The organism is Bradyrhizobium sp. CCBAU 45389 (assembly GCF_028128625.1).
GTDB lineage: Bacteria > Pseudomonadota > Alphaproteobacteria > Rhizobiales > Xanthobacteraceae > Bradyrhizobium > Bradyrhizobium liaoningense_B.
The window spans coordinates 43,018-65,690 of record NZ_LBIY01000092.1; the positions used below are offsets into that span (position 1 = coordinate 43,018).

General features: G+C 65.8%; 21 protein-coding genes. 9 read left to right on the forward strand and 12 right to left on the reverse strand.

The genetic code is table 11. From position 1 onward, the window contains the following. The first annotated feature begins 69 nt into the window (after positions 1–69). The gene (locus XH79_RS22660; RefSeq protein ID WP_271582993.1) at positions 70–753 is read left to right on the forward strand and encodes a response regulator; all 684 of its coding nucleotides are present in this window, start codon (positions 70–72) and stop codon (positions 751–753) included. Beyond that, the gene (locus tag XH79_RS22665) at positions 750–2,669 is read left to right on the forward strand and encodes a sensor histidine kinase (protein WP_271582994.1); all 1,920 of its coding nucleotides are present in this window, start codon (positions 750–752) and stop codon (positions 2,667–2,669) included. The genes XH79_RS22660 and XH79_RS22665 overlap by 4 nt, the downstream gene beginning before the upstream one ends. A 149-nt stretch (positions 2,670–2,818) precedes the next feature. Here XH79_RS22665 and XH79_RS22670 read toward each other — a convergent pair whose 3' ends face one another. Beyond that, positions 2,819–3,109 (reverse strand): hypothetical protein, encoded by a 291-nt coding sequence (locus tag XH79_RS22670; protein ID WP_212341154.1) that lies wholly within the window; start codon positions 3,107–3,109, stop codon positions 2,819–2,821. A 235-nt stretch (positions 3,110–3,344) separates the two neighbouring features. Here XH79_RS22670 and XH79_RS22675 point away from each other — a divergent pair, with 235 nt between their 5' ends. Both XH79_RS22675 and XH79_RS22680 read left to right on the forward strand, forming a co-directional pair. Continuing rightward, on the forward strand, positions 3,345–3,569 hold the full coding sequence (locus XH79_RS22675) for a cysteine rich repeat-containing protein (RefSeq protein WP_212341155.1): 225 nt from the start codon (positions 3,345–3,347) through the stop codon (positions 3,567–3,569). A 112-nt stretch (positions 3,570–3,681) separates the two neighbouring features. Further along, a complete protein-coding gene (locus XH79_RS22680; RefSeq protein ID WP_271582995.1) occupies positions 3,682–5,262 on the forward strand; it encodes a GMC family oxidoreductase in 1,581 nt (526 codons plus the stop codon). A 104-nt stretch (positions 5,263–5,366) separates the two neighbouring features. On the opposite strand, the gene XH79_RS22685 is transcribed toward XH79_RS22680, so the two are convergent. The 4 genes from XH79_RS22685 to XH79_RS22700 all read right to left on the reverse strand — a co-directional run bounded on the left by XH79_RS22685 (position 5,367) and on the right by XH79_RS22700 (position 8,345). After that, on the reverse strand, positions 5,367–6,044 hold the full coding sequence (locus XH79_RS22685) for a hypothetical protein (protein WP_271582996.1): 678 nt from the start codon (positions 6,042–6,044) through the stop codon (positions 5,367–5,369). 89 nt (positions 6,045–6,133) lie between these two features. Then, positions 6,134–6,847: a hypothetical protein gene (locus XH79_RS22690; RefSeq protein WP_271582997.1), complete on the reverse strand. Its 714-nt coding sequence runs from the start codon at positions 6,845–6,847 to the stop codon at positions 6,134–6,136. Between the two features lie 133 nt (positions 6,848–6,980). After that, the gene (locus XH79_RS22695; RefSeq protein WP_130363391.1) at positions 6,981–7,229 is read right to left on the reverse strand and encodes a hypothetical protein; all 249 of its coding nucleotides are present in this window, start codon (positions 7,227–7,229) and stop codon (positions 6,981–6,983) included. A gap of 150 nt (positions 7,230–7,379) precedes the next feature. Then, positions 7,380–8,345 carry an NAD(P)H-dependent flavin oxidoreductase gene (locus tag XH79_RS22700; RefSeq protein WP_271582998.1) on the reverse strand — a complete coding sequence of 322 codons (966 nt, stop codon included), beginning with the start codon at positions 8,343–8,345 and terminating at the stop codon, positions 7,380–7,382. A gap of 108 nt (positions 8,346–8,453) precedes the next feature. Between XH79_RS22700 and XH79_RS22705 the strand changes: the two genes are divergently transcribed. Then, positions 8,454–10,016, forward strand: a complete 1,563-nt coding sequence (locus XH79_RS22705) for an AMP-binding protein (RefSeq protein ID WP_212341162.1) — start codon at positions 8,454–8,456, stop codon at positions 10,014–10,016. A gap of 327 nt (positions 10,017–10,343) precedes the next feature. Here XH79_RS22705 and XH79_RS22710 read toward each other — a convergent pair whose 3' ends face one another. The 7 genes from XH79_RS22710 to XH79_RS22740 form a co-directional block, all read right to left on the reverse strand. Next, a complete protein-coding gene (locus tag XH79_RS22710; protein ID WP_212341163.1) occupies positions 10,344–11,117 on the reverse strand; it encodes a thioesterase family protein in 774 nt (257 codons plus the stop codon). 73 nt (positions 11,118–11,190) lie between these two features. Next, on the reverse strand, positions 11,191–12,159 hold the full coding sequence (locus tag XH79_RS22715) for an NAD(P)H-dependent flavin oxidoreductase (protein WP_212341164.1): 969 nt from the start codon (positions 12,157–12,159) through the stop codon (positions 11,191–11,193). A gap of 261 nt (positions 12,160–12,420) precedes the next feature. Continuing rightward, positions 12,421–13,821: an aspartate ammonia-lyase gene (locus XH79_RS22720; RefSeq protein ID WP_271582999.1), complete on the reverse strand. Its 1,401-nt coding sequence runs from the start codon at positions 13,819–13,821 to the stop codon at positions 12,421–12,423. 36 nt (positions 13,822–13,857) lie between these two features. Then, entirely contained in the window at positions 13,858–14,397 is a 540-nt protein-coding gene (locus XH79_RS22725) for a hypothetical protein (protein WP_212341166.1), read from the reverse strand. A gap of 38 nt (positions 14,398–14,435) precedes the next feature. Then, on the reverse strand, positions 14,436–15,038 hold the full coding sequence (locus tag XH79_RS22730; protein WP_212341167.1) for a YqaA family protein: 603 nt from the start codon (positions 15,036–15,038) through the stop codon (positions 14,436–14,438). 36 nt (positions 15,039–15,074) lie between these two features. Then, positions 15,075–15,479: a phosphoribosyl-ATP diphosphatase gene (gene hisE / locus XH79_RS22735; RefSeq protein WP_212341169.1), complete on the reverse strand. Its 405-nt coding sequence runs from the start codon at positions 15,477–15,479 to the stop codon at positions 15,075–15,077. A gap of 130 nt (positions 15,480–15,609) precedes the next feature. Next, complete coding sequence (locus tag XH79_RS22740) at positions 15,610–15,978, reverse strand: hypothetical protein (RefSeq protein WP_211411694.1); 369 nt, start codon at positions 15,976–15,978, stop codon at positions 15,610–15,612. A gap of 226 nt (positions 15,979–16,204) precedes the next feature. Here XH79_RS22740 and XH79_RS22745 point away from each other — a divergent pair, with 226 nt between their 5' ends. From XH79_RS22745 to XH79_RS22760, 4 genes are all read left to right on the forward strand, one after another. Further along, a complete protein-coding gene (locus XH79_RS22745; RefSeq protein WP_271583000.1) occupies positions 16,205–17,254 on the forward strand; it encodes an ABC transporter substrate-binding protein in 1,050 nt (349 codons plus the stop codon). 85 nt (positions 17,255–17,339) lie between these two features. After that, positions 17,340–19,136: a glucan ABC transporter ATP-binding protein/ permease gene (locus XH79_RS22750; protein ID WP_271583001.1), complete on the forward strand. Its 1,797-nt coding sequence runs from the start codon at positions 17,340–17,342 to the stop codon at positions 19,134–19,136. A 190-nt stretch (positions 19,137–19,326) separates the two neighbouring features. Further along, positions 19,327–20,784: a D-alanyl-D-alanine carboxypeptidase family protein gene (locus tag XH79_RS22755; protein ID WP_271583002.1), complete on the forward strand. Its 1,458-nt coding sequence runs from the start codon at positions 19,327–19,329 to the stop codon at positions 20,782–20,784. 193 nt (positions 20,785–20,977) lie between these two features. Next, positions 20,978–22,663, forward strand: a complete 1,686-nt coding sequence (locus XH79_RS22760) for a long-chain fatty acid--CoA ligase (protein ID WP_271583003.1) — start codon at positions 20,978–20,980, stop codon at positions 22,661–22,663. The last annotated feature ends 10 nt before the right edge of the window (positions 22,664–22,673 follow it).

Consider the following 22,673-nt stretch of genomic DNA (forward strand, 5'->3'; position numbering starts at 1 on the left):
TCGCACCTTCCGCGCTGCGGCTAAGCTTGGCCTCGCGCCGCGGGGGACACGTGGTGCGGGACCATGAACATGAGCGAACAGGGCGAGACGGGTGAGGCCATCACCATCCTCCTCGTCGAGGACGATGCGCCGACCTGCTGGCGGCTCCAGGACGCGCTGGTCAAGGCCGGCTACGAGGTGCGCAGCGCCGGCACGCTGGCAGAGGCCCGCTCGGCGCTGACCGAAGCGGCCCCGCGCGTGCTGCTCACCGACCTCAGGCTTCCCGATGGCCATGGCGTCGAACTGATCCGCGAGATCCGGCGGCGCTTTCCCGACACCGAGATCATGGTGATCTCGGCGCTCGGCGACGAGGAGAGCGTGATCTCGGCGATCACGGTCGGCGCCACCGGCTACCTGCTCAAGGACGCCTTCCCCACCGATATCGCCACCACCGTGCGCGATCTGGTCGCCGGCCACTCCCCGATCTCGGCCTCGATCGCCCGGTTCATCGTGCGGCGGACGCAAGGTGCCGCGCAGAGCTCGGCCGAGCCGTCGCCGGGTCCCGTGCTCAACACGGCAAAGCTGACGCCGCGCGAAATCGACATCCTCTGGGGCATCGCAAAGGGCTTCAGCTACGCCGAGATCGCGAGCCATCTCGGCCTGTCCAGGCAGACCGTGCCCGGGCACATCAAGAACATCTATCGCAAGCTCGAGGTGCACACGCGCGGCGAAGCGGTATTCGAGGCGGTGCAGCAGGGCCTGATCAAGCTGTGAGCGAGATCGCGGCGAAGGCACCGACACGCCCGCGGCGCCGGCTGATCGTGTCGCGTCTCGTGCCCTATCTGCTGCTCCAGGCGCTGATCGTGATCGCCACCATCCTCGGGCTGCGGCTGCTCCAGCCCAGCGACCCCGATGATTTCGCGATCAGCGGGTTTTCGCTGCGCGAGGACGGCGCGAGCCGCCCGGTCATCTTGCCGCATTTCACATCGTCGCGCTATTCGCTGGCCGATCCGCCGCTCTATACCGGTGCCTTCACGTTCCGACGTGACGACGCCGCGGCGGGATGGTCGGTGTTCCTGCCACGCTTCAGCAACGCGGTGGAGGTCGCCGTCAACGGCGTCGTCGTGCTCGACTCCCGCCGCGACGCCAACGCCAACCGGCCGGACCGCAACACGCCGCAGATCGCGCTGATCCCGGCTTCCTTGCTGCGCGACGGCAGCAATGAGATCACGGTGCGGCTGTTCGTATGGGGTCCGTTGAAGGGTTTCCTCGACACCGTCTATGTCGGGCCCGACGCGGCCCTGCGCCCGGCCTTTGAAACCCGCACGCTGCTGTTCGTGACGTTGCAGGTGGTGTTCTCCGCGTGGCAGTCGATCCTCGCCGTTATCCTCGCGATCATGTGGCTGATGCGGCGGCACGAGCCTGTTTACGGCGTGCTGGCCGTGGCGATGGTGCTCGGCGTCGTGCAGGCCTTCGTGCCGCCGCCGGTCCCTCCGGCGCTCACGCCACGCCTGGCCGCGGTCCTGCTGGCATCGGCGCCGACCGAGAGCGCGCTGATCGTCATGTTCGGCGTGCTGTTCTTCGGCTGGCGCTGGCCGCGTTACGGCACGTTGCTGTTCGCTCCGGGCCTCATCATCTTCGTGGTCGGGCTGATCGCCGGCCCGCCGCTGCCGCGCATTCTCTTTCTCGTGCTCGGCATCCCCACCGTGGGGATCTCGCTATTCCTCATGGCCTGCGTGACCGCGACCGCGGTGGTGCGGCGGCAGGACGCGGCGAGCTTCACGATCGGCTGCGCGGTGACCATCGTGCTGACCTGCTGGGTCCACGACATGCTGTCGGTGTTCGAGATCGTGACCAACGAACGCATCTTCGTCTCGCGCCTGTCCTATTCGGCGATGCTGGTCGCGATCGGCGCCGGGCTAACCTGGCGCTTCGCCCGCGCGCTGAACCAGGTCGACAGCTTTGCCGGGCAGCTCGTGACGCGCGTGCGCGAGGCCGAGGAGCGGCTGAAGGCGAGCTTTGCCCGCGAGGAGGAGCGCGCCCGCGCGGCCGCGCTCGCCAACGAGCGCACAAGGCTGATGCGCGACCTCCATGACGGCCTCGGCGGCCAGCTCGTCAGCATCGTCGCGCTCTCCGAGCGCGGCCAGGAGGGCGCGACCATCACGGACGCCGCGCGCGCAGCGCTGAAGGATCTGCGCCTCGTCATCGACTCCATGGACGACATCGGCGGCGATCTCATGCTTGCGCTCGGCTCCTGGCGCGAGCGCGCGACGGCGCAGTTGCGGCCGCACGACATTGCGCTCGACTGGCGCGTGGCGACGCCACAGGGGCTGCCGCTGCATCCGGAGCTGCGACCATGGCACGTGATCCAGATCGTGCGCATCCTCGACGAGGCCGTGACCAATGCCGTCAAGCACGCGCAGGCCCGCAACATCGCGGTGACCATCGAGACGCTCGACGGAGGACAGGGACCATATGGCGTGATCAGCGTGAGCGACGACGGTTGTGGATTTGCGCAGACCGGCGGCGAGACCGCCGGCGCGAGCCAGACCGCACCGGGCTTACGCAACATGAGAAGCCGCGCCGCTCGCTGTGGCGCGGCGCTCGATCTCGGCTCGGACGCCTCGGGCACACGGGTGCGGCTGCAATTGCCGCAAATCTTTCCCGACAGCGACGCCGCCGGTGGCTGAAAAGCCCCCTCCCCGAACGTGTGGGACGCGCGGAGAGAGGGAACGGGCCGGAGTTTTTTGCCTGCGGAGGACGGGGGGTTCGTCCGCTGGGCTCCTTTGCCCGAAACTCTTCTCCCTCTCCCCGCTTGCGGGGAGAGGTGAAGAAAAGCTCAGCGGACGCCGACGCGATTGACCGGACCGCCGCGATTCATCGGCGTGCCGGCACGGACACCAACGCCGGGCGCACCGACGCCGGGTGTCGCGACCGCAGCCGCCGCAACCGGGGCGACCGGTGCAACCACAACCGCCGCCGTCGGCCGCACCACGCAGCCCTTGGGCACGCCGACGGTCTTGCAATAGACCACGGCCTGCGCCGGGCTCGTGCCCAGCGACACCATCGCCGCACCCGCCAGCACCATGACCGTCAGCCCGGCGCTCAGCGCTCCCGCTCTTTTCGACATCTTGCTCTCCTGCTTCCCGTTCGGCGCCCGATGCAATTCACCGGGTCTCGCAGCCGACGTGCAGCGTGAATGGCAAAAGACGGCGCGCCGATACATGCCATGAAGATGGGGGTGCGGCGGCGGAGGCGACGCGCCGATGCCATGAACATGGCATGGACCGCGACCCGCCCTTCGCGAGATGGTCCGGCCCGCTTGATCCCGAACGGGACCACCGACAATCCCAAAGAGGTGCTTTATGAAGATTTCAGCTCTTGCCGCGCTGCTGCTCGCCGCCACCGCCCTGCCCGCCGCAGCGCAATCCGGCCCGACGCCACAGGAGCAGATGGCCTGCCGCAGCGACGCCAGCAAGTTCTGCGCCGAGCACATCGGCAAGCCGCCGCAGATGAACGCCTGCCTGCGCGAGAACAAGTCGAAGCTTTCCGACGGCTGCCGCAAGGTCGTCGAGTCGCACGGAGGCTAGACGCGGCGTTTCTTACCCTCCCCTGGAGGGGAGGGTGAGCAAACTACGACCTCTCCCAAAGCACAAATCTTGCAAGCACTCCGCGACGTGAATGTCTTCGGAGTGCTCTTCAATGTACGACACCATCATCGTAGGCGCCGGCTCGGCCGGCTGTGTGCTGGCCAACCGGCTGTCAGCCGATCCGCATCGCAAGGTTCTGGTGCTGGAAGCCGGCCGGGCGGCGCCGCTCGCTTCCGACATTCCCTCGGACTGGCCGACGATGTTCAACACATCGGTCGACTGGGGCTATTACACCGAGCCGCAAGCGGGCTGCCGCGGACGGCGCATCTTCTGGCCGCGCGGCAAGATGATCGGCGGCTCCGGCGCGATGAATGCGATGATCTATATCCGTGGCCTGCCGTCCGACTACGACGGCTGGGAAAAGGCGGGCTGCGCAGGCTGGGCCTGGCGCCACGTTCTGCCGAAATTCATCGCCTTCGAGAGCAATGCGCGCTTCACCGACGATCCCTTCCACGGCACGCGTGGTCCCCTGCACGTCGCCGACGTTCCCCATGTCGATCCTAACGAGCTGAAATGGCTGGAGGCAGCGCTAGGTGCGGGGCTTCCGCACAATCCCGACTTCAACGGCGCCACCCAGGAAGGGGCAGGCTTCTTCCAGTTCGTCATCAAGGACGGCGAACGTTTCGGCACCGGCAAGGCCTATTTGCGCCCGGCGCTGGCGCGGGCCAATCTCACGCTGAAGACAGGCGTGCGGGTCACCCGCATCATCATCGAGCGCTCCCGCGCGATCGGCGTCGAATATCTCGAGAATGGGCAGCCCAAGAGCGCCTTCGCCACCAGCGAAGTGGTGCTCGCCTCCGGCGCCATCGGGTCGGCGCAGCAACTGCTGCTCTCAGGCGTCGGTCCGGCCGACGAATTGAAGGCGGCCGGCGTGAGCGTGCTGCATGATCTGCCCGGCGTCGGCCGTGATCTCCAGGATCACATCAACATTCCCATCACCTTCTATACGAAAGAGAAGATCGGTGTCGGCGCCTGGACGGAGGAGAGTCTCGCCGCAAGCCTTGCCGAGTGGGAAACCCGCCGCAGCGGCCCGCGCACGTCGCCCTGGGTCGCCGCCGGCGCGCATGTGCGAAGCCGCCCCGACGTCGAGCCCGACCTGCAGCTCTATGGCGCGATCAGCCCGCACCGCGACTACGTCCGCTTCCTGTCGTCGAAATCCGGCATCACCCTGCATGCGACGTTGCAGCGGCCGAACAGCCGCGGCCGGATCACGCTGCGCTCGGCCGATCCGATCGAACATCCCGCGATCGACCCCGGCTATTTCGCATCGGATGCGAGCGGCAGCGACATCGCGACCATGATCGAAGGCGTGCGCATCAACCGCCGCATCGCGGCGCAATCGCCGCTGAAGGAGATGATCGAGGGGGAGATCACGCCGAGCGCGGAAGCGGTCAGCGACGCCGAGATCGCCGACTACATCCGCGGCCATTGCACGACGCTCTATCATGCCGCCTCGACCTGCCGCATGGGCACGGACGATCTGGCGGTCGTCGATCCGAAACGGTTGCAGGTGCGCGGTCTCGACGGCCTGCATGTGGCCGATGCCTCGGTGATCCCGATCATGATCTCAGGCAACATCCAGACGCCGACGATCCTGATTGCCGAATGCGCGGCGGCCGCGATCCTCGGCTAAAGCATGATCCGGAAAAGTGCGAAGCGGTTTTCCGGAAAGATCATGCGCAAACAGCAACCTAAAGCGCGATGACGCTTCATCCAAATCTCATCGCGCTTTAGGCGCTAGTCGTCGTCAGGCCCGAACAGCCTGATCTGCGGAACACCGCTGCGCGGCCGGCTTGCATAGTCGCGCGCATCGGAATCTTCGCGGATATTGCGCGCCACGTCGTCCCAATCGGTGCGATCGCGCATGCCGCGCGGCTCGCGGGAGTCGTAGCGGTGACGTTCCGCCCAGCGCTCGCGGCGTTCGGCTCGCCGCCGTTCGGACGCGGCGCGCCTCAGGTCGGAATCCCTGGCCTTTGCATAGGCGTTATCGGAAGAGGAGGATTGGGTCGTCGAAGCCTGCTGCTCGGCAGGCTTCGCAGACGTCGCCGGTGCCGGCTTCGGCGGCTCAACGACGGCCGCTTGCGAAGGCTGCGGCGCTGCTGGTTCAGCGTTCGCCTGAGTGGTCTGCGTGTCGGGCCTTACGGTTTCAGGCTTTGCTTCGGCCTGCGCCGGCGCGGCGATGATCGTGCCGAAGGCCTGCGATCCCGTGAGATATTGCACGCGCTCCGACGGCGCATTGGTCTGGGCTGAGGCGCTGGCGGCTTCCGCGCGCTGCGCCATCTTGCTGGTATCCGGCCCTTGCTTGGGCGCGATCGGATTCATGATGTTGCCGGCGACGATGCCGCCGCCGAGGCCTATGGCAATAGCGACAACAATCGTTCCGGCACCGACGAAATAGGCTGTCGAGGCGCGCATTGATCCACTCCCTCTTTGGGGCGGGCAACGCGTGGGGATTGCCAGATGTTCCTGATGGCTACGGTTCCCCAAATAGGAAACCGCGCGTATCAGATCTGCTGCGCGACCTTCTCGAGCCCGATGAGGCGGGCGAGCTTGCGCACTTCTTCCTTCTGGTCGTCGCGCAACTGGAACAGCAGCGGCATCGCGGCCGACTTCAACTGCTGAACCTCGTCGCAATTCGGATCGATCTGCGCGCTGGGCGGCGCATTCGGATTCGACAGCTTGTTCGCCTGGATCCTGCGCGCGACGTTGCGCAGCGCGGTCTCGACCGAAGGCCAGTAATATTCCTGCGACGACGACAGCTTCAGGCGATCCTTGATGCCCGAAATCTGAACGTCGGAGAGCAGCGAATAGGATTTCTGCGGCTGCGGCTTGGCGACGACTTTCGGCTTGGCCGGGACCTCGACGGCGGGAACGTCCGCCGCAGCAGGCGCATCATGCGCATTTGCTTTCGGCATCGGGAAATCGGACGGCGTCGCGGCGGCAAAGGCCTGGCGCAGCGGCTCGGTCAGGACAGGCGCCTGCGCGAGCTTGTCGGCGGGCACCTGAACCGGCTCGATCGCGGCCGAGGCCAAAGCGAGCGTCGGAACCAGTCGATCGGCCTTGGCGGCGCGGTTGGTCGTGAGCGGCTTCGCGGGCGGGGCTTCGGTGATCATCTCGGCACTGACGCTGGGCACGCTGTCCCGGCCGAGGATGGCGGTGGTGGCGGCGCCAAGGACCAGGAAACAGGTCAGCACAACAATGGTGATGGCTTTGGACAAACGTCCCTCCGCGCCCACAACTTCAAGTCCACGTGATCACTGCCCGGAAACTGGGCGATAATTAAGGCCTAACCGTGCCATCGCGGCGGCAATCGCGCGGACTGCGGCGACATCGCCGAAAAACCCAAGAAAATCAGGCAGCTGCCGCCAGATCATAGGCGTCCTGGATGTCGGCGACGATCTCGGAGGCCTCCCACACGGCGCGCGGCTCGACCGATTGCAGCGTGACCGTCCAGTTGCCGCCACGGCGGGTGCGGGGGACGCTGACGATGTCGAAGCGCACGTTGCGGCACAGCGGGTGACGGGCCAGCGCATGGGCGACGCGGACGCGGATCTCGTCCAACGATGCCGCCGTCTTGGTGTTGAGATAATCGAAGTCCATCGCCTGTCCCTCTCGGTCCTGATTGGCGGCCTTGAGAGGGATTCTTGGCGGGGCTTGGTTAATCCGCAGTTAAGTGGGCCGGCCCGGAGGTATGCGGGATTAACTGTGACCGATGCGTCTCTGTTCTTGCGGGGAGAGGGAGAGGATCGCCTACCGCCCGCCTGCCTCGCGATATTCCGCGATGGTCCGCGCGACAAGTTCATCGACGGCGAGCACGTCAGTCACGCCCGACGTCGAGTGCCCGCCGCTCCAGATGTCGCGCCAGCGCTTGGGCCGGTTCTCGCGCGCGGTGACGTCGATATCCTCAGCGATGTCGATCGCGCCACGTGCCGGTAGGTCGTCGGGATCGAGACCCGCAGCGACGATCGACGGCTTCAGCATGCTGGTCTGGAGGCCCGTGAACGCGGTGGTAAGCAGGATGTCGTCGGCGCTGCTCTCGACCAGCATTCGCTTGTAACGATCATCCGCCATGCTTTCGCGCGTCGCGATGAACTTCGTGCCCATATAGCCGAGATCGCAGCCGAGCACCTCGGCCGCATGCAGCGCGCGTCCGTCGCTGATGCCACCCGCCAGCACGATGATGCCGTCATAGAACGCACTGACCGCGCGGACGAAGGCGAACGGATTGAGCCAGCCGGTCTGTCCGCCCGCGCCCGCGGTGAGCAGCACGAGCCCATCGGCGCCCGCTTCCGCTGCGCGCTCGGCGTGGCGGATCGAGGCAACGTCCGCGAACACCAGCGCGCCGGCGTCGTGCAGCGGCCTCAACACCGGCGACGGCGAGCCGACCGAGGTGATGACGATCTCAGGCTTGTGCCGCAGCAGCACCGCGAGATCCTGCTCCAGCCGAACATTGGAGCGGTGCACGATCAGGTTCGGGCACAGCGGCGCTGCCTTGCGGCCGGCCTGTTGTTCATGCTGCAGCAGCCGCGCTTCGATCTCAGTGAGCCATGCGTCGAGCTGTTCCGTGCTGCGGCAATTCGCAGTCGGGAAGCTGCCGATCACGCCGCTCCGGCAGGCCGCGACCATGAGCTCGACGCCCGACACCAGAAACATCGGCGCCGCGATCAGCGGCAGGGCGAGACGATCGCCGAAACGTTGCAGTCGATCTAACGTCACGCATGCCTCCCTCACGCGGGCTTTGTCGTTTCCTCCCGCATTCCCTGTGCTAGCGTTGCGGCCAACATTGGCACGCTAGAGGCCGATCACAAAGCAACGAGGAAACATATGCCCGATCCGCTCCACGCATCGTCCCCGACTTGTGCGCAGACGCTACGGGCACTGTCACGCTATCCCGACCGCACTGCTTTCGCCTGGCCCGGCGGATCGCTGAGCTACCGCGGCACGATCGACCTGATCGGACGCATCCAGGGCGTGTTCATGCGGCTTGGCTTGCAGCCCGGCGCGCGCGTCGCCTTCCTCACCGCGAACCGCGCCGACACCTGGTGCGCCGGCGTCGCCGCGCAATTGTCGCGGCTCTGCATCACCTGGCTGCATCCTTTGGGATCGCGAGGAGACCAGCTGTTCCAGCTGGAGGATTCCGAGGCCGAGGTGCTCGTGGTCGATGCGGCCGCCTTCCGCGATCGCGGCGGCGAGCTCGCCGCGAGCGCGGGCCGGCTCAAGGCGGTCTTCACCATGGGGCCGGCCGACTATGGCGTCGACCTGTTGCAGGCGATCGAGATCGAAGGCCACAGCAGCGCGCATTGCCTCGCCGGCCCCGACGACCTTTCCACGCTGAACTACACCGGCGGCACGACCGGTAAATCCAAGGGCGCGCTGCGCTACCACCGCGAAAATGCCGGAGCGGCCGCCGCGATCCTCGCCGACTTCGAAATTCCGGAGGGTGCGCGCTATCTGACGGTCGCGCCGATCAGCCATGTCGCCGGCACGAAGGTGCTGCCGACCCTGATGCGCGGCGGCACCGTGCACATGCTGAAAGGTTTCGATCCCGAGGCCGTGCTGGCGACGATCGCGCGCGAGCGCATCAACTTCACGCTGTTCGTGCCCACCATGATCTATGTGCTGCTCGACCATCCTGCGCTGGGCAGGACCGATTTGTCCTCGCTCGAGCTCGTGCTGTACGGCGCCTCGGCGATGTCGCCGAGCCGGCTGGTCGAAGGCATCGAGCGCATCGGCCCGGTATTCTCGCAGCTCTACGGGCAGACCGAATGCTATCCGATCTCGGTGCTGCGTAAGGCCGATCACGATCCGAGGACGCCCGAGCTGTTCCTGTCCTGCGGCTTCCCGATCGCGGCCTGCGAGGTCAAGCTCCTCGACGACGACGACCAGGAGGTGGCGACGGGCGACGCCGGCGAAATCTGCGTGCGCGCCCCGCATGCGATGGCGGAATACTGGAAGCGCCCCGACATCACCGCCGAGACGCTGAAGAACGGCTGGGTCCACACCGGCGACATCGCGCGCAAGGATGAGCGCGGCTACATGTTCATCCTCGACCGCAAGAAGGACATGATCGTGTCCGGCGGCTTCAACATCTTCCCGCGCGAGGTCGAGGATGTGCTGTCGCAGCATGCGGACGTGGCGATGGTCGCGGTCGTCGGTATCCCCGACGAGAAATGGGGCGAAGCCGTTACCGCCGTCGTCGTGCCGCGCGAGGGCGCAAAGCCCGATCCGGACGAGCTGATCAACCTCGTGAAGACGCGAAAAGGCTCGGCGCATGCGCCCAAGCAGATTCAGTTCGTCAAGCAGCTGCCGATGACCGGCGTCGGCAAGGTCGACAAGAAGGTATTGCGTGCGGGGTTCTGGAGCGGACGGGACCGTATGGTGGGGTAAATACCCCGGACTTCTACGGTGTCGTTGTGGCCCCGGCACCACAGCGCGCAACGGAATATGCGGCGGCGATGCCCGCACAATTGCCGACGAATCAGGGAATCACCTAGACCGCTGATGGGGCTGGGAAGCGGAGAGTAGAATGAGAGTCGCTTCCCTGGAAAGTGCAGTCGCCGCGGTCACGTTGATCACGGCTATCATCGTGGTGCTGTGGGAGATCAAGATCTTCTACGGTTTGTGAACTGGCAGGATGCCGAGCATCCCTTCCGCGGCGGCGGAAGTCTGCCGTTCAATCGGCTCCTGGCGTGGCCATGTCGCCTGCCATCACCCTCACCGCTTCTCGATCACAAGGCTCTGCACAGCGCGGCCGAAATAACCCTGCCGGTCGGCAAGACGCGACATCGCAAGGCCCGCGCCATCAGGACCGATCCAGGAGTCGCCGTCGAGCAAAATCCATTCGCCGACCGGCTGGCGCGCAAGGCTCACGGTGAGATCGGCGTTGATGTAGGTCCACGCGCGGAAATCGAGCGTCGAGGCAGTGCCGTTGGAGAAGTCGGCGGCGACCACGGCGCGCATGGCCTGCGAGATCGCTTGGCCCTCGATCAGCGGATGGTCGACGCGAAACCAGATCGCACCGGCACCGGCCTGGCCGAAGCGGCCGCGCGCGGCCCGCATCGAGACCGACCGCACGAACGGGCTGGTGGCGGCATGACCGTCCTCCACCAGCGAGTCCTCCGGCGAGGGTAGCGTGACCGGCAGCTCCTTGACCTCATCCGGCAGCGGCTGCGCCTGGCGCCTGATCTTGAGCACGGTGGCACCGACCACCTGCACGCCGTCAGCGAGCAGCTTGATCTCGCAGAGCTGGATCTTGCGGCCCTCGCGCAGCACTTCGGTCGCAATCGTGAGCGGCGCCACCGGGACCGGCCGCATCAGATCGATGGTGACGCGCGCGATGTCCATCGCAACAGGCGTCGGGATGCGCTCGGCCGCCCATGTCACCAGCGACGCCGGTGCCGAGCCGTGCTGCATGCGCCGGTCCCAGGGACCGGCGGCATCCGGGCTGGTGACGACGCTGTTGCCGTCGACGCGGTAGATGGGGGGCATGCTTTCACCGTGGCGCACAGTCGCGGTTCAGAAGACGGTGTCGTCCCGGCGAAGGCCGGGACGACAAAGAAGATCACAGCGGCGGATCGATCGCTTCGTCGTATTCCTTCTTGAAGCGCGCGATCAGCTCGGCGGCGGGCACGATGCCCTCGACGCTGCCGATGCCCTGGCCCGAGCCCCAGATCTCCTTCCAGGCCTTCGGCTTGGCGCGCTCGCCCGAGGCGTCGGTGCCGAAATTCATCTTGGAGGGATCGGATGTCGGCAGATTCTCCGGATCCATGCCGGCGGCGAGGATCGAGGGCTTCAGATAGTTGCCGTGCACGCCGGTGAAGAGGTTCGAATAGACGATGTCGTCGGCCGTCGAGCCCGCGATCATCTCCTTGTACTTCTCGACCGCGTTGGCTTCCTTGGTCGCGATGAAGGCCGAGCCGATATAGGCGAAGTCGGCCCCCAGGATGCGCGCGGCGCGGATCGCCTTGCCGTTGCCGATGGCGCCCGACAGCGCGATCGGGCCGTCGAACCACTTGCGCGTCTCGGCGACGAAGGCCAGCGGCGAGATCGTGCCGGCATGACCGCCGGCGCCGGCCGCGACCAGGATCAGGCCGTCGGCGCCCTTCTCGATCGCCTTGTGGGCGAATTTCTGGTTGATCACGTCGTGGAAGACGATGCCGCCCCAGCCGTGCACGGCCTGGTTCAGTTCCTCGCGCGCGCCGAGCGAAGAGATGATCATCGGCACCTTGTACTTGGCGCAGAGCTGCATGTCGTGATCGAGCCGGTTGTTCGACTTGTGCACGATCTGGTTGACCGCGAACGGCGCCGACGGCTTGTCGGGATGCGCGCGGTCATAGGCCGCGAGCTCTTCGGTGATCCGCGCCAGCCATTCGTCGAGCAGCTCCGGCGGCCGCGCGTTCAGCGCCGGAAAGGAGCCGACCACACCCGCCTTGCACTGCGCGATCACGAGATCGGGCACCGAGATGATGAAGAGCGGCGAGCCGATCACGGGGATCGACAGGCGTCCCTTGAACAAGGCAGGCATGGACATTGCGGAACGATCCTCTTCTAGCGGTCAAACGAAGGTTGGGAGCCATACCAACAAGGCAATCTTTCCACTGTCAAGTATTGCGTTTTGACGCCGCAGCGGATGCCGTTACCGCAATTCCAAGCAGCGGAATTCCTCTTCCGTCATTCCGGGGCGCGCGAAAGCGCGAGCCCGGAATCCATTTCGCTATTTGCGCCGAGGCCCGATGGGATTCCGGGCTCGACGCTGCGCGTCGCCCCGGAATGACGAGGGAGAGACCCGCGTCTACCCAATCAAATCCGGGTTGATCAGCCGCTCGAACGAGAACATCTCGTCCCACTTCTCCTGTGTCAGCAGCTTGCGCTCGGTGACGACGATCTGGTGCAGCGACTTGCCGCTCTTGTAGCCCTCGCGCGCGATCTCGGCGCATTGCTTGTAGCCGAGCAGCGGCTTCAGCACCGTGACGATGCCGAGCGAATTCAGCACCATGTTGCGGGTGTGGTCTGCGTTGGCGGTGATGCCGACGACGCAGTTCTCGCGCAGGCTGTTGACCGCGCGCTCCATGGTGCGGATCGAGAAGAACAGCGCGAACGAGATCACCGGCTCCATCACGTTGAGCTGGAGCTGGCCGGCGCTCGCGGCCAGCGTCACGGTGGTGTCGAGGCCGATGACGAGGAAACTGGTCTGGTTGACCACCTCAGGAATGACCGGATTGACCTTGCCCGGCATGATCGAGGAGCCGGGCTGCAGCTGCGGCAGGTTGATCTCGTTGAAGCCGGCGCGCGGGCCGGAGGCGAGCAGGCGGATGTCGTTGCAGATCTTGGTCAGCTTGCTCGCGGTGCGCTTCAGCACGCCCGAGAGCTGCACATAGGCGCCGGTGTCCGAGGTCGCCTCGACGAGGTCGCCGGCAAGGATGAAGTCGACGCCGGTCAGCGCGCTCAGATGCCGGACCGCGAGCTTGGGATAACCGACCGCCGCGGTGACGGAGGTGCCGATCGCGGTGGCGCCGAGATTGATCTCGCGCAGCAGCGCGCGTGCTTCCGAGATGCGATCGACCTCCTCGCCGATCGTGGTGCCCCAGCCCCGGAATTCGGCGCCGAGCGACATCGGCACGGCGTCCTGGAGATGCGTGCGGCCCATCTTCAGCACGCGATCGAACTCGCGGCCCTTGGCGAAGAAGGCCTCCTGGAGCTGCCGCAGCGCCGTCATGTAGCTCTCGAGCCGCAGGATCAGCGCGAGGCGAAAGGCGGTCGGATAGGTGTCGTTGGTGGACTGGCCGTAATTGACGTGATCGTTGGGGCTGACGTGCTGATAGTCGCCCTTGCTGAAACCGAGCGATTCCAGCGCGAGGTTGGCGATCACCTCGTTGGCGTTCATGTTGGTCGAGGTGCCGGCGCCGCCCTGGATGAAGTCGGTGACGAACTGGTCCATCATGTCGCCGGCGATGACGCGGTCGCAGCCGAGGATGATCGCATCCGCCACCTTGGCGTCGATCGCGCCGAGGTCGCGGTTGGCCATCGCGGCGGCCTTCTTCACGTAACCAAGCGCCTTCACGAAGTAAGGCTCCTGGTTCATGGGAATGCCGGTGATGTGGAAGTTCTCCTTCCCGCGGATGGTCTGGACGCCGTAGTAGATGTCGTCGGCGATCTCACGCTGTCCGAGGAAATCCTGCTCCGTACGACTCATAGGCGCTCCTTGTTGCATGCGCGCGAGGCCATCACGTCAGTTCTGGCACAGCGCGCTGGTCACGAAAGTGTCGGTGCGGCAGTCGTCCGGCTTGCGTTGCCTGCCCGGGATGAGAACCTTGGCCGAGCATTTCTCGGCGGAGTCGGCGTTGAGGCTCTTGCCTTCCCTGTAACCCTTGCCCTGGCAGAGCTGGTCGGCGGCCTGCTTGCAGTCGGGCGCGCCGTTCGACGAGACCGGGCAGACCACGCGCCCCGACACCATGGTCGAGGGCTGGGCCAGCCGCGACAGGTCATTCATGGTTTCGCCGGGGCTTTTGATCGGGGGCAGGATCGAGGGCAGCTTGTCGAACAGCTTGCCCATTTCGTTGATCAGCCCGGGATTCTCCTCGCCCGCCGGCGGCGCCGATGGAGCCGGTGTCGACGGCGGCGGCCCGGCCTGCGGCCCCTGCTCCTGGAGGCCGAGCGAGGGCGGCCGAGATTGCGGCCATCCCGCCCCGCCGGCACCAAGCAGGATCAACACCATTGTTGCCATCAGCGTCCCGAACCGCACGGCCGGATTGCCGGATCGAACCATCATGACGGCAACCGTAGCCGAAGCCGGCACGGCGGCAAAGGTTAGATCAGCTTGACCGCCACCACGAAGCCGAGCACCAGCACGACGGCGCCGATCGTCACCCACAATCCGAGATGCTCCTCGAGCTTGTGCCGGATCCAGTCGCCGTAGCGGTTGAGCAGGATCGCCACGATGAAGAAGCGTCCGCCGCGCGCGACGATCGAGCACAGGGTGAAGAGAATGAGATTATAGCCGGCAAAGCCCGAGGTGATGGTGACGAGCTTGTAGGGGATCGGCGTCAGCCCCTTGAGCAGGATGATCACCGCGCCCCATTCCGCATAGGAGGCGCGGAAGGCATCGACCTTGTCGCCGAGGCCGTAGACCTGGATCAGCCAGTGGCCGACGGAGTCGAACAGCAGCGCCCCGATGGCGTAGCCAAGGAGGCCGCCGAGCACCGATGTGATCGTACAGACCATGGCATAGAGCCAGGCGCGCTGCGGGCGCGCCAGCGACATCGGGATCAGCATCACATCCGGCGGGACCGGAAAGAAGGAGCTTTCTGCAAAACTCACGGCTCCCATGATCCAGAGCGCGTAGGGCTTGTGGGCGGCGTCGATGCACCAGTCGTAGATACGTTTCAGCATGGCGCCGCGATGAAGCACCATGGGACGGATTTGTCCATCGCGAGTTTTGCGAAGCTTTTAATGGCGCTTGCGCGCGCTGCGGCCTTCGAGCGCGGCAATTGGCCGCCGTGCAGAGATGCGCGGTGACGCAACTTTGGGCAGCTTCATTGTCGATTTCGGCAATTTCTCGGCGATGCCGAGCATGTCTTCCCGCCGCGTCATCTCGCGCCAGACATCCTCGGGGCGCACGCCGGCCGAGGCCCACAGCACGGTCAGATTGTAGAGCAGGTCGGCGCTTTCCCGGATCACGGCGTCGGTGTCGCCATTGACGGCATCGATGACGACTTCGATGGCCTCCTCGGCCAGTTTCTTCGCCATTTTGGAGGGGCCGCGCTGAAACAGCCGGGCCGTACGCGATGTTGCCGGATCAAGATCCTTGGCCGCGAGCACAGCCAGATATAGCCGCTCAAGCGAATCACTCATGGTACTCAAAACTACTCTAAACCAATGGCGAGCGCGTTAACGCCCGACAATAAAAGCAAAAAACAGGCCGGCGCGACAAGCGCGACGGCCTGTTTTGGTCAACCTTTGGTAGCCAACGGGGCCGGCAAGCCTAGTAGCAATTCGTGAAGTAGCCCTGGCCGCAGAGCTCCGAGGGCGCGGTGCCGCCGTAGCGCTGATACTGGTAGTTCGGGCCCGGGCCGTAATAGGGGCCGTAGGCCGGGGCACTGTAATAGACGGGACCGCCGTAATAGCCGTAGCCCGGACCGTAGTCATAGGCGTACGCATCGCGCGTCGCGGCGATGGCGAGACCGGTGCCAATGGCTGCGAAAGCCGCGGCGGCCGCAGCACCGCCACCACCGCCATGCCAGTGGCGGCCGCCTGCGTAAGAGGCCGTCGGAGCGACCGCGGTCAGCGCCAGCACCGCAGCCGTCGCGAGGACGGCTTTGCGGCCGGTAAGGCTCGAAAATCTGTCAAACATGTGCTGGACCCTCCTTGGGACCTTGAATGGTGCCTTGAGACAGGCTCATGTCTCTCAAACACCCGCATCCCATGTTGGGTTCCCCACCCCCAACACAAGCTGAACGGGGTTGCGTGATCGTGACGCAACCGCCGCTCATCCGCCGTTCATGTTGGCGCGCGCACGGTCGTCGCCGGCCGGCGCTGCGAGCGTCACAAACCACAACAATGCGGGACCGGCGCAGTTGATGTCAGGATTCAAGACGATCGTCCTTCGCGGCCTGCTGGCCCTTGCTATCTCGCTCGCCGCGTTGACGGCACGCGATGCCACGGCGGCCGAGAGTGCCGCTCCCTCCACAGCGATCCACTTCACCTTCGACCGTCCCGTCGATGCCAGCATGGCGCCATTCTTCCTCGCCGCGAAAGACGGCAAGTTCGGCGCCGAGCATCTCAACGTATCCTTCAACACCGCATCCGGATCGCCGGAGGCGCTCACGCGCGTCGCCAAGGGCGACAGCGAGCTCGCGCTGGTCGACATCAACGAGCTGATCCGCTTTCGCGACAAGGAGGATGCGGCGCCGATCAAGGCGGTGTTCGTGCTGTTCAACCGCGCACCCTACGCGATCGTCGCGCGCAGGAGCCGCGGCATCCACCTCCTGCCCGACCTCGACGGCAAGACCGTCGGCGTCGCCGACGGCGACCTGTCGATGCGGCTGTGGCCGGCGCTGGCGCAGCAGAACAACATCAACGCTTCGCGCGTGAAATTCCACAAGATCAGCGCCGCGGTGCGCGAGCCGATCCTGTCCGCGGGACAGGTCGATGCCGTCGCCGGCTTCAGCCATCTGTCGGCGGTGAACCTGCGCGACCGCGGCGTACCCGGCGGCGATCTCGTCGTGCTGCGTTATGCCGATTATGGCTGCGAAGCCTATGGCTTTGCCGTGGTGGCCAATCCCGCCCTCGCCGCGGCGAAACCCGACGCCGTGAAGGGTTTCGTCCGCGCGCTGATCGGCGGCATCAACGCAACGGTCAAGGAGCCGGCACGTGCGGCGGACGAGGCTGCAAGCCGCATCGACGACGGCGACCGCGAGCTCGAGCTGGAGCGCCTGCGCACCGTGCTCGTCGACAACATCCTGACCGACGAGGTCAGGCGCAACGGCCTCGGCGGCATCGATCCGGCGCGGCTGGAGCGCTCGATCGACCAGATCGCCAAGGATTTCAAATTCCGCAAACGGCCGACGGCAGGCGATATCTTCGATGACCGGTTCCTGCCGCCCGTCGAGAGCCGCCTCATCAATTGAGCAAAACCGAAAGCTTCCGCTGTATCTCGCGGGTGATCCCGGCTTAGAATACGGGCTCCATCAGCTGCCCGAGTTGCCAGTCCGCATGTCCATGCTCCGCCTCTACTCCCGCGTTCTCGAGCTGCTCGGCAAGGAGGCGCGGCTCGGCTGGCTGCTGGCGGTCGCCAATCTCCTGCTTGCAGCCTCGCAATTCGCCGAGCCCGTGCTGTTCGGCCGGATCGTCGACGTGCTCTCGGGCAAGACCGTCGCCGGCTCGAACTCGGCCTGGCCGTTCCTCGCCGCGTGGGTGGCATTCGGGCTCTTCACCATCGCCTGCAGCGCGCTCGTGGCCTTGCAGGCCGACCGGCTCTCGCACCGCCAGCGCCAGGCGGTGCTGACCGACTATTTCGAGCACATCCTGCAGCTGCCGCTGACCTTCCACTCCGGCACCCATTCGGGCCGGCTGATGAAGGTGATGCTCAACGGCACGGACGCGCTGTGGCGGCTGTGGCTCGGCTTCTTCCGCGAGCACTTTGCCGCGATCCTCTCGGTCGTGGTGCTGCTGCCGCTGTCGCTGTACCTGAACTGGCGGCTCGCGATCCTGCTGTTCGTGCTCTGCGTCGTCTTCACCGCGCTGACGACCTTCGTGGTGCGCAAGACCTTCGGCATGCAGATGGAGGTCGAGGAGCACTACAGCGAGCTCTCCGCGCGCGCCTCCGACGCGCTCGGCAACGTCGCGCTGGTGCAGAGTTTCGTCCGCGTCGAATCCGAGGTGAAGGGGCTGCGCTCCGTCGCCGACGATCTGCTGGCCGCGCAGATGCCGGTGCTGTCCTGGTGGGCTCTCGTCACCGTCATCACGCGGGCCTCGACCACCATCACGGTGCTCGCGATCTTCACCCTCGGTATCGCGCTGCACGACCAGGGGCTGACCTCGGTCGGCGAGATCGTGATGTTCGTGAGCTTTGCGACGATGCTGATCCAGAAGCTCGAGCAGGTCGTGAGCTTCATCAACAACGTCTTCATGGAAGCCCCGCGCCTGCGCGAGTTCTTCAACGTGCTGGACGCCGTGCCCGCCGTGCACGACCGACCCGACGCGATCGATGCCGGCAGGCTCTCCGGCCTCGTCGAGTTCCACGACGTCACCTTCTCCTATGACGGCAAGCGCCCGGCGATCGACGACCTCACCTTCACCGCGCTGCCCGGCGAGACCATCGCGCTGGTCGGTCCGACCGGCGCCGGCAAATCCACCGCGATCGCGCTGCTGCATCGCGCCTTCGATCCGCAATCCGGCTTCATCAAGATCGACGGCATGGACGTCCGCGGCGTGACGCTGACGTCGCTGCGGCGGAACATCGGCGTCGTGTTCCAGGAAGCGCTGCTGTTCAATCGCTCGATCGAGGAAAACTTGCGCGTCGGCAAGCCGGATGCGACCGAGGCCGAGATGCGCAAGGCTGCCGAGCGCGCGCAGGCGCTCGACTTCATCGAACGCAGCGGCGGTTTCGCGACCAATGCCGGCGAGCGCGGCCGCATGCTCTCCGGCGGCGAGCGGCAGCGGCTCTCGATCGCCCGCGCCCTGCTGAAGGACCCGCCGATCCTGATCCTGGATGAGGCGACCTCCGCCCTCGACGCCGTCACCGAGGTCAAGGTGAACGCCGCTCTCGACGAAGTGATGAAGGGGCGCACCACCTTCGTGATCGCCCATCGCCTCTCCACCATCCGCAACGCCACGCGGATCCTGGTGTTCGAGAATGGACGCGTGATCGAAACCGGAACTTTCGATGAACTCGTGGCCAAAGGCGGCCATTTTGCCGAGATGGCCAAGGCCCAGTTCATGGTCCAGGAGAACGCACGGGCCAGCGTGACGGCCGCCGAGGCTGCCGCGACAGCTGCCAAATCCCCCTAGCAAGTCCCGAGAGGACCGTCGAAATTCGGCCTACTTCGTTGCGGAATACCCGCGGGAGGCCCCTATTCTCGACGCACGAGCCGGTATAGGTTTGCGACGCCGCAAGCGGCGGCGCCGGATTTCAGAACCCGAAACTCAGATCACGAGGACCGCCCGTATCAGGCGGATCTCCAAGGACCGGAATCGGATAGTGCACGCTTTTCGCCCGCTGCTTCGCAAATCCCTGTTCAACCTGTTCGCTGCGGCCTTCGCATGCGCCGCGCTGCTCGCGCCGCGCACGGCAAGTGCCGAGGCGCTGCTGCTGATCGAAGCGGACAGCGGCAAGGTGCTGCAGGCTGATAACGCGACCATTCCCTGGTATCCGGCCTCCGTCACCAAGATTATGACAGCCTATGTGACGCTGAAGGCGGTGAAGGACGGCAGGCTCACGCTCGACACGCTGCTCACGGTGTCGCCGACGGCCGCCTCGCAATCGCCGTCGAAGATGGGGTTCCGTCCGGGAACGCAGCTCACCGTCGACAACGCGCTGAAGATGATGATGGTGAAGTCGGCCAACGACATGGCCGTCGTGCTCGCCGAAGGCGTCGGCGGTTCGATCGACGGCTTCTCGGCGATGATGAACGACACCGCGCAGAAGCTGGGCATGACGCAGACGAGCTACGTCAATCCGAACGGCCTGCCCGCTGACGGCCAGATCACCTCGGCCCGCGACCTCGGCATCCTCGCGCGCTCGTTCCTGCGCGATCTGCCCGAATACGAATACTTCGTGCACATCCCGGCGATCCGCTTCGGCAAGCGCGTTACCGGCAATTTCAACAAGCTGATCGGCCGCTATCCCGGCGCCGACGGTTTCAAGACCGGCTTCATCTGCGCCTCCGGCTATAATCTCGTGGCCTCGGCAACGCGCAACGGCCGCCGCCTGATCGCGGTGGTGCTGGGTGCAAACTCCGGCACCGCGCGCGCGGTGAAGGCCGCGCAGCTGCTCGAGCGCGGCTTCAGCCAGGACGGTCTCACCTGGCTCCGCCCCTCGCTCGGCACCGTCGACAAGCTGATGCCGGTCGACGCCTCGCCGCCGAACCTGCGCGACGAGATGTGCGGCGGTCATCGCAAGCGGCCGGCGAGCGACGACGATGACGCGTTGATCGCAGCCAATGGCGGTACATCGGGATCGGCGTCCGCGACTGGCGGCGAAGCCCAGGTGACCTTCTTCACCGCCGGCCTCCAGCCGCCTTTGATGAAGGCCTCCGAGCTGATGGCCTCGGCGCCGGCGGCGACCGAGCCCGTGCTGGTCTATACCGGGCCGACCCGTACCGGCACCGCCCTGATCGCGGCGGTCGCGGCCGATGCCGATCAGCAGGCGACGCCAAAGCCGCGTGGCAAGAAGTCGCGCGTCGCCAAGAAGCCTGACGCAGCCGACAAGCCCGCCGATAAGCCGAAGGATGCCAAGACGGCAGCGGCAAAGCCGGCTGACGCCAAGAAAGACGCCAAGAGCGACGGCAAGACCGCAGCCAAGCCGGCTGGGGCCAAGCATGCCGCAGCCAAGTCCGATGCGGCGGCAAAGCCCGCGGCAAGCGGCGACCAGACCGCAAAGCCCGCCAAGCCCAAGGCAGCGACCAAGCCTCCCGCCAAGCCGGCCAATAACAGTTAACGCCCCTCGGAATTGATCCGCCGCCCGCGCTTCGCACCTGCGGCAAGCGCGGTTTGCGACGATTCCAGTAGCCACTCTCCGACCTTTGCCCTAAGCCTCGACGGCTTGCCACCCGTTCCGGCAGGCTCGATACTGGCGGCAATGAGGCAAGCCCGAGACACAACGGGCTCCGGTAAATTGAGGGGAGTTTTCCATGGAGCGCATCTGGCTCAAGCAATATCCGCCCGGCGTGCCCGCCGACATCGAGCCGACGCAATACGCATCGCTGGTTGACCTGCTGGAGGAGAGCTTCACCAAGTTCGCCGACCGCAAGGCGTTCATCTGCATGGACAAGTCGATCAGCTATCGCGACCTCGACCAGATGTCGGTCGCGCTCGCCGCTTACTTGCAGGGCCGCGGGCTCCAGCGCGGTGCGCGCGTCGCGATCATGATGCCGAACGTGCTGCAATATCCGGTGGCGACCGCCGCGGTGCTGCGCGCCGGCTTCGCCGTCGTCAACGTCAACCCGCTCTACACCCCGCGCGAGCTCGAGCATCAGCTCAAGGATTCCGGCGCCGAAGCCATCATCGTGCTGGAGAACTTTGCCCACACCGTCGAGCAGGTGATCGCCAGGACGGGCGTGAAGCACGTCATCGTCGGCAGCATGGGCGATTTGCTCGGCTTCAAGGGCGTGATCGTCAATCTCGTCGTCCGCCGCGTCAAGAAGATGGTGCCGGCCTGGTCATTGCCGGGCGCGGTGTCCTTTAACGACGCGATCTCCGCCGGTCGCTCTCTGACCTTCAACAAGCCAAAGCTGTCGCCGGGCGACGTCGCGTTCCTGCAATATACGGGCGGCACAACCGGCGTCTCCAAGGGCGCGACCCTGCTCCACCGCAACATCGTCGCCAACGTGCTGCAGAACGACGCCTGGCTCCAGCCGGCGCTGGCGCAGCCGCCGCATGTCGAGCAGCTGATGATCGTCTGCGCGCTGCCGCTCTACCACATCTTCGCGCTGACGGCCTGCTACCTGCTTGCGGTGCGCGCCGGCGGCTGCAATCTGCTGATCCCCAATCCGCGCGACATCGCCGGCTTCGTCAAGGAGCTTGCAAAATACCAGGTCAACAGCTTCCCGGCCGTCAACACGCTCTACAACGGCCTGATGCATCATCCCGACTTCAAGAAGCTCGACTTCTCCAAGCTGAAGATCTCCAACGGCGGCGGCATGGCCGTGCAGCGCCCGGTGGCCGAGCAGTGGAAGGCGGTGACAGGCTGCTTCATCGCCGAAGGCTACGGCCTGTCCGAGACCTCGCCGACGCTCACCTGCAACCCCGCGACCACGACCGAGTTCTCGGGATCGATCGGCATTCCCGTGCCTTCGACTTATATCTCGATCCGCGATGACGACGGCAACGAGCTGCCGCTCGGCCAGGCGGGCGAGATCTGCGCCAAGGGCCCGCAGGTCATGTCCGGCTACTGGAACAGGCCGGAAGAGACGGCCAAGGTGATGACGGCGGACGGCTATTTCCGCACCGGCGACATCGGCATCATGGACGAGAAGGGCTACACCAAGATCGTCGACCGCAAGAAGGACATGATCCTGGTGTCCGGCTTCAACGTCTATCCCAACGAGATCGAGGAAGTGATCGCGAGCCATCCGGGCGTGCTCGAATGCGCCGTGATCGGCATCCCCGATTCCAAGTCCGGCGAGGCGGTGAAGGCGTTCGTGGTGAAGAAGGACCCGAACCTCACGGCGGAAGCCGTGATCAAGTTCTGTCACGAGCAGCTCACCGGCTACAAGGTGCCCAAGCACATCGAATTCCGCACCGACCTGCCGAAGACCAATGTCGGCAAGATCCTGCGCCGGCAGCTTCGCGACGAGAAGAAGGCGGAGGCGGCGTAACGCGCGCTTC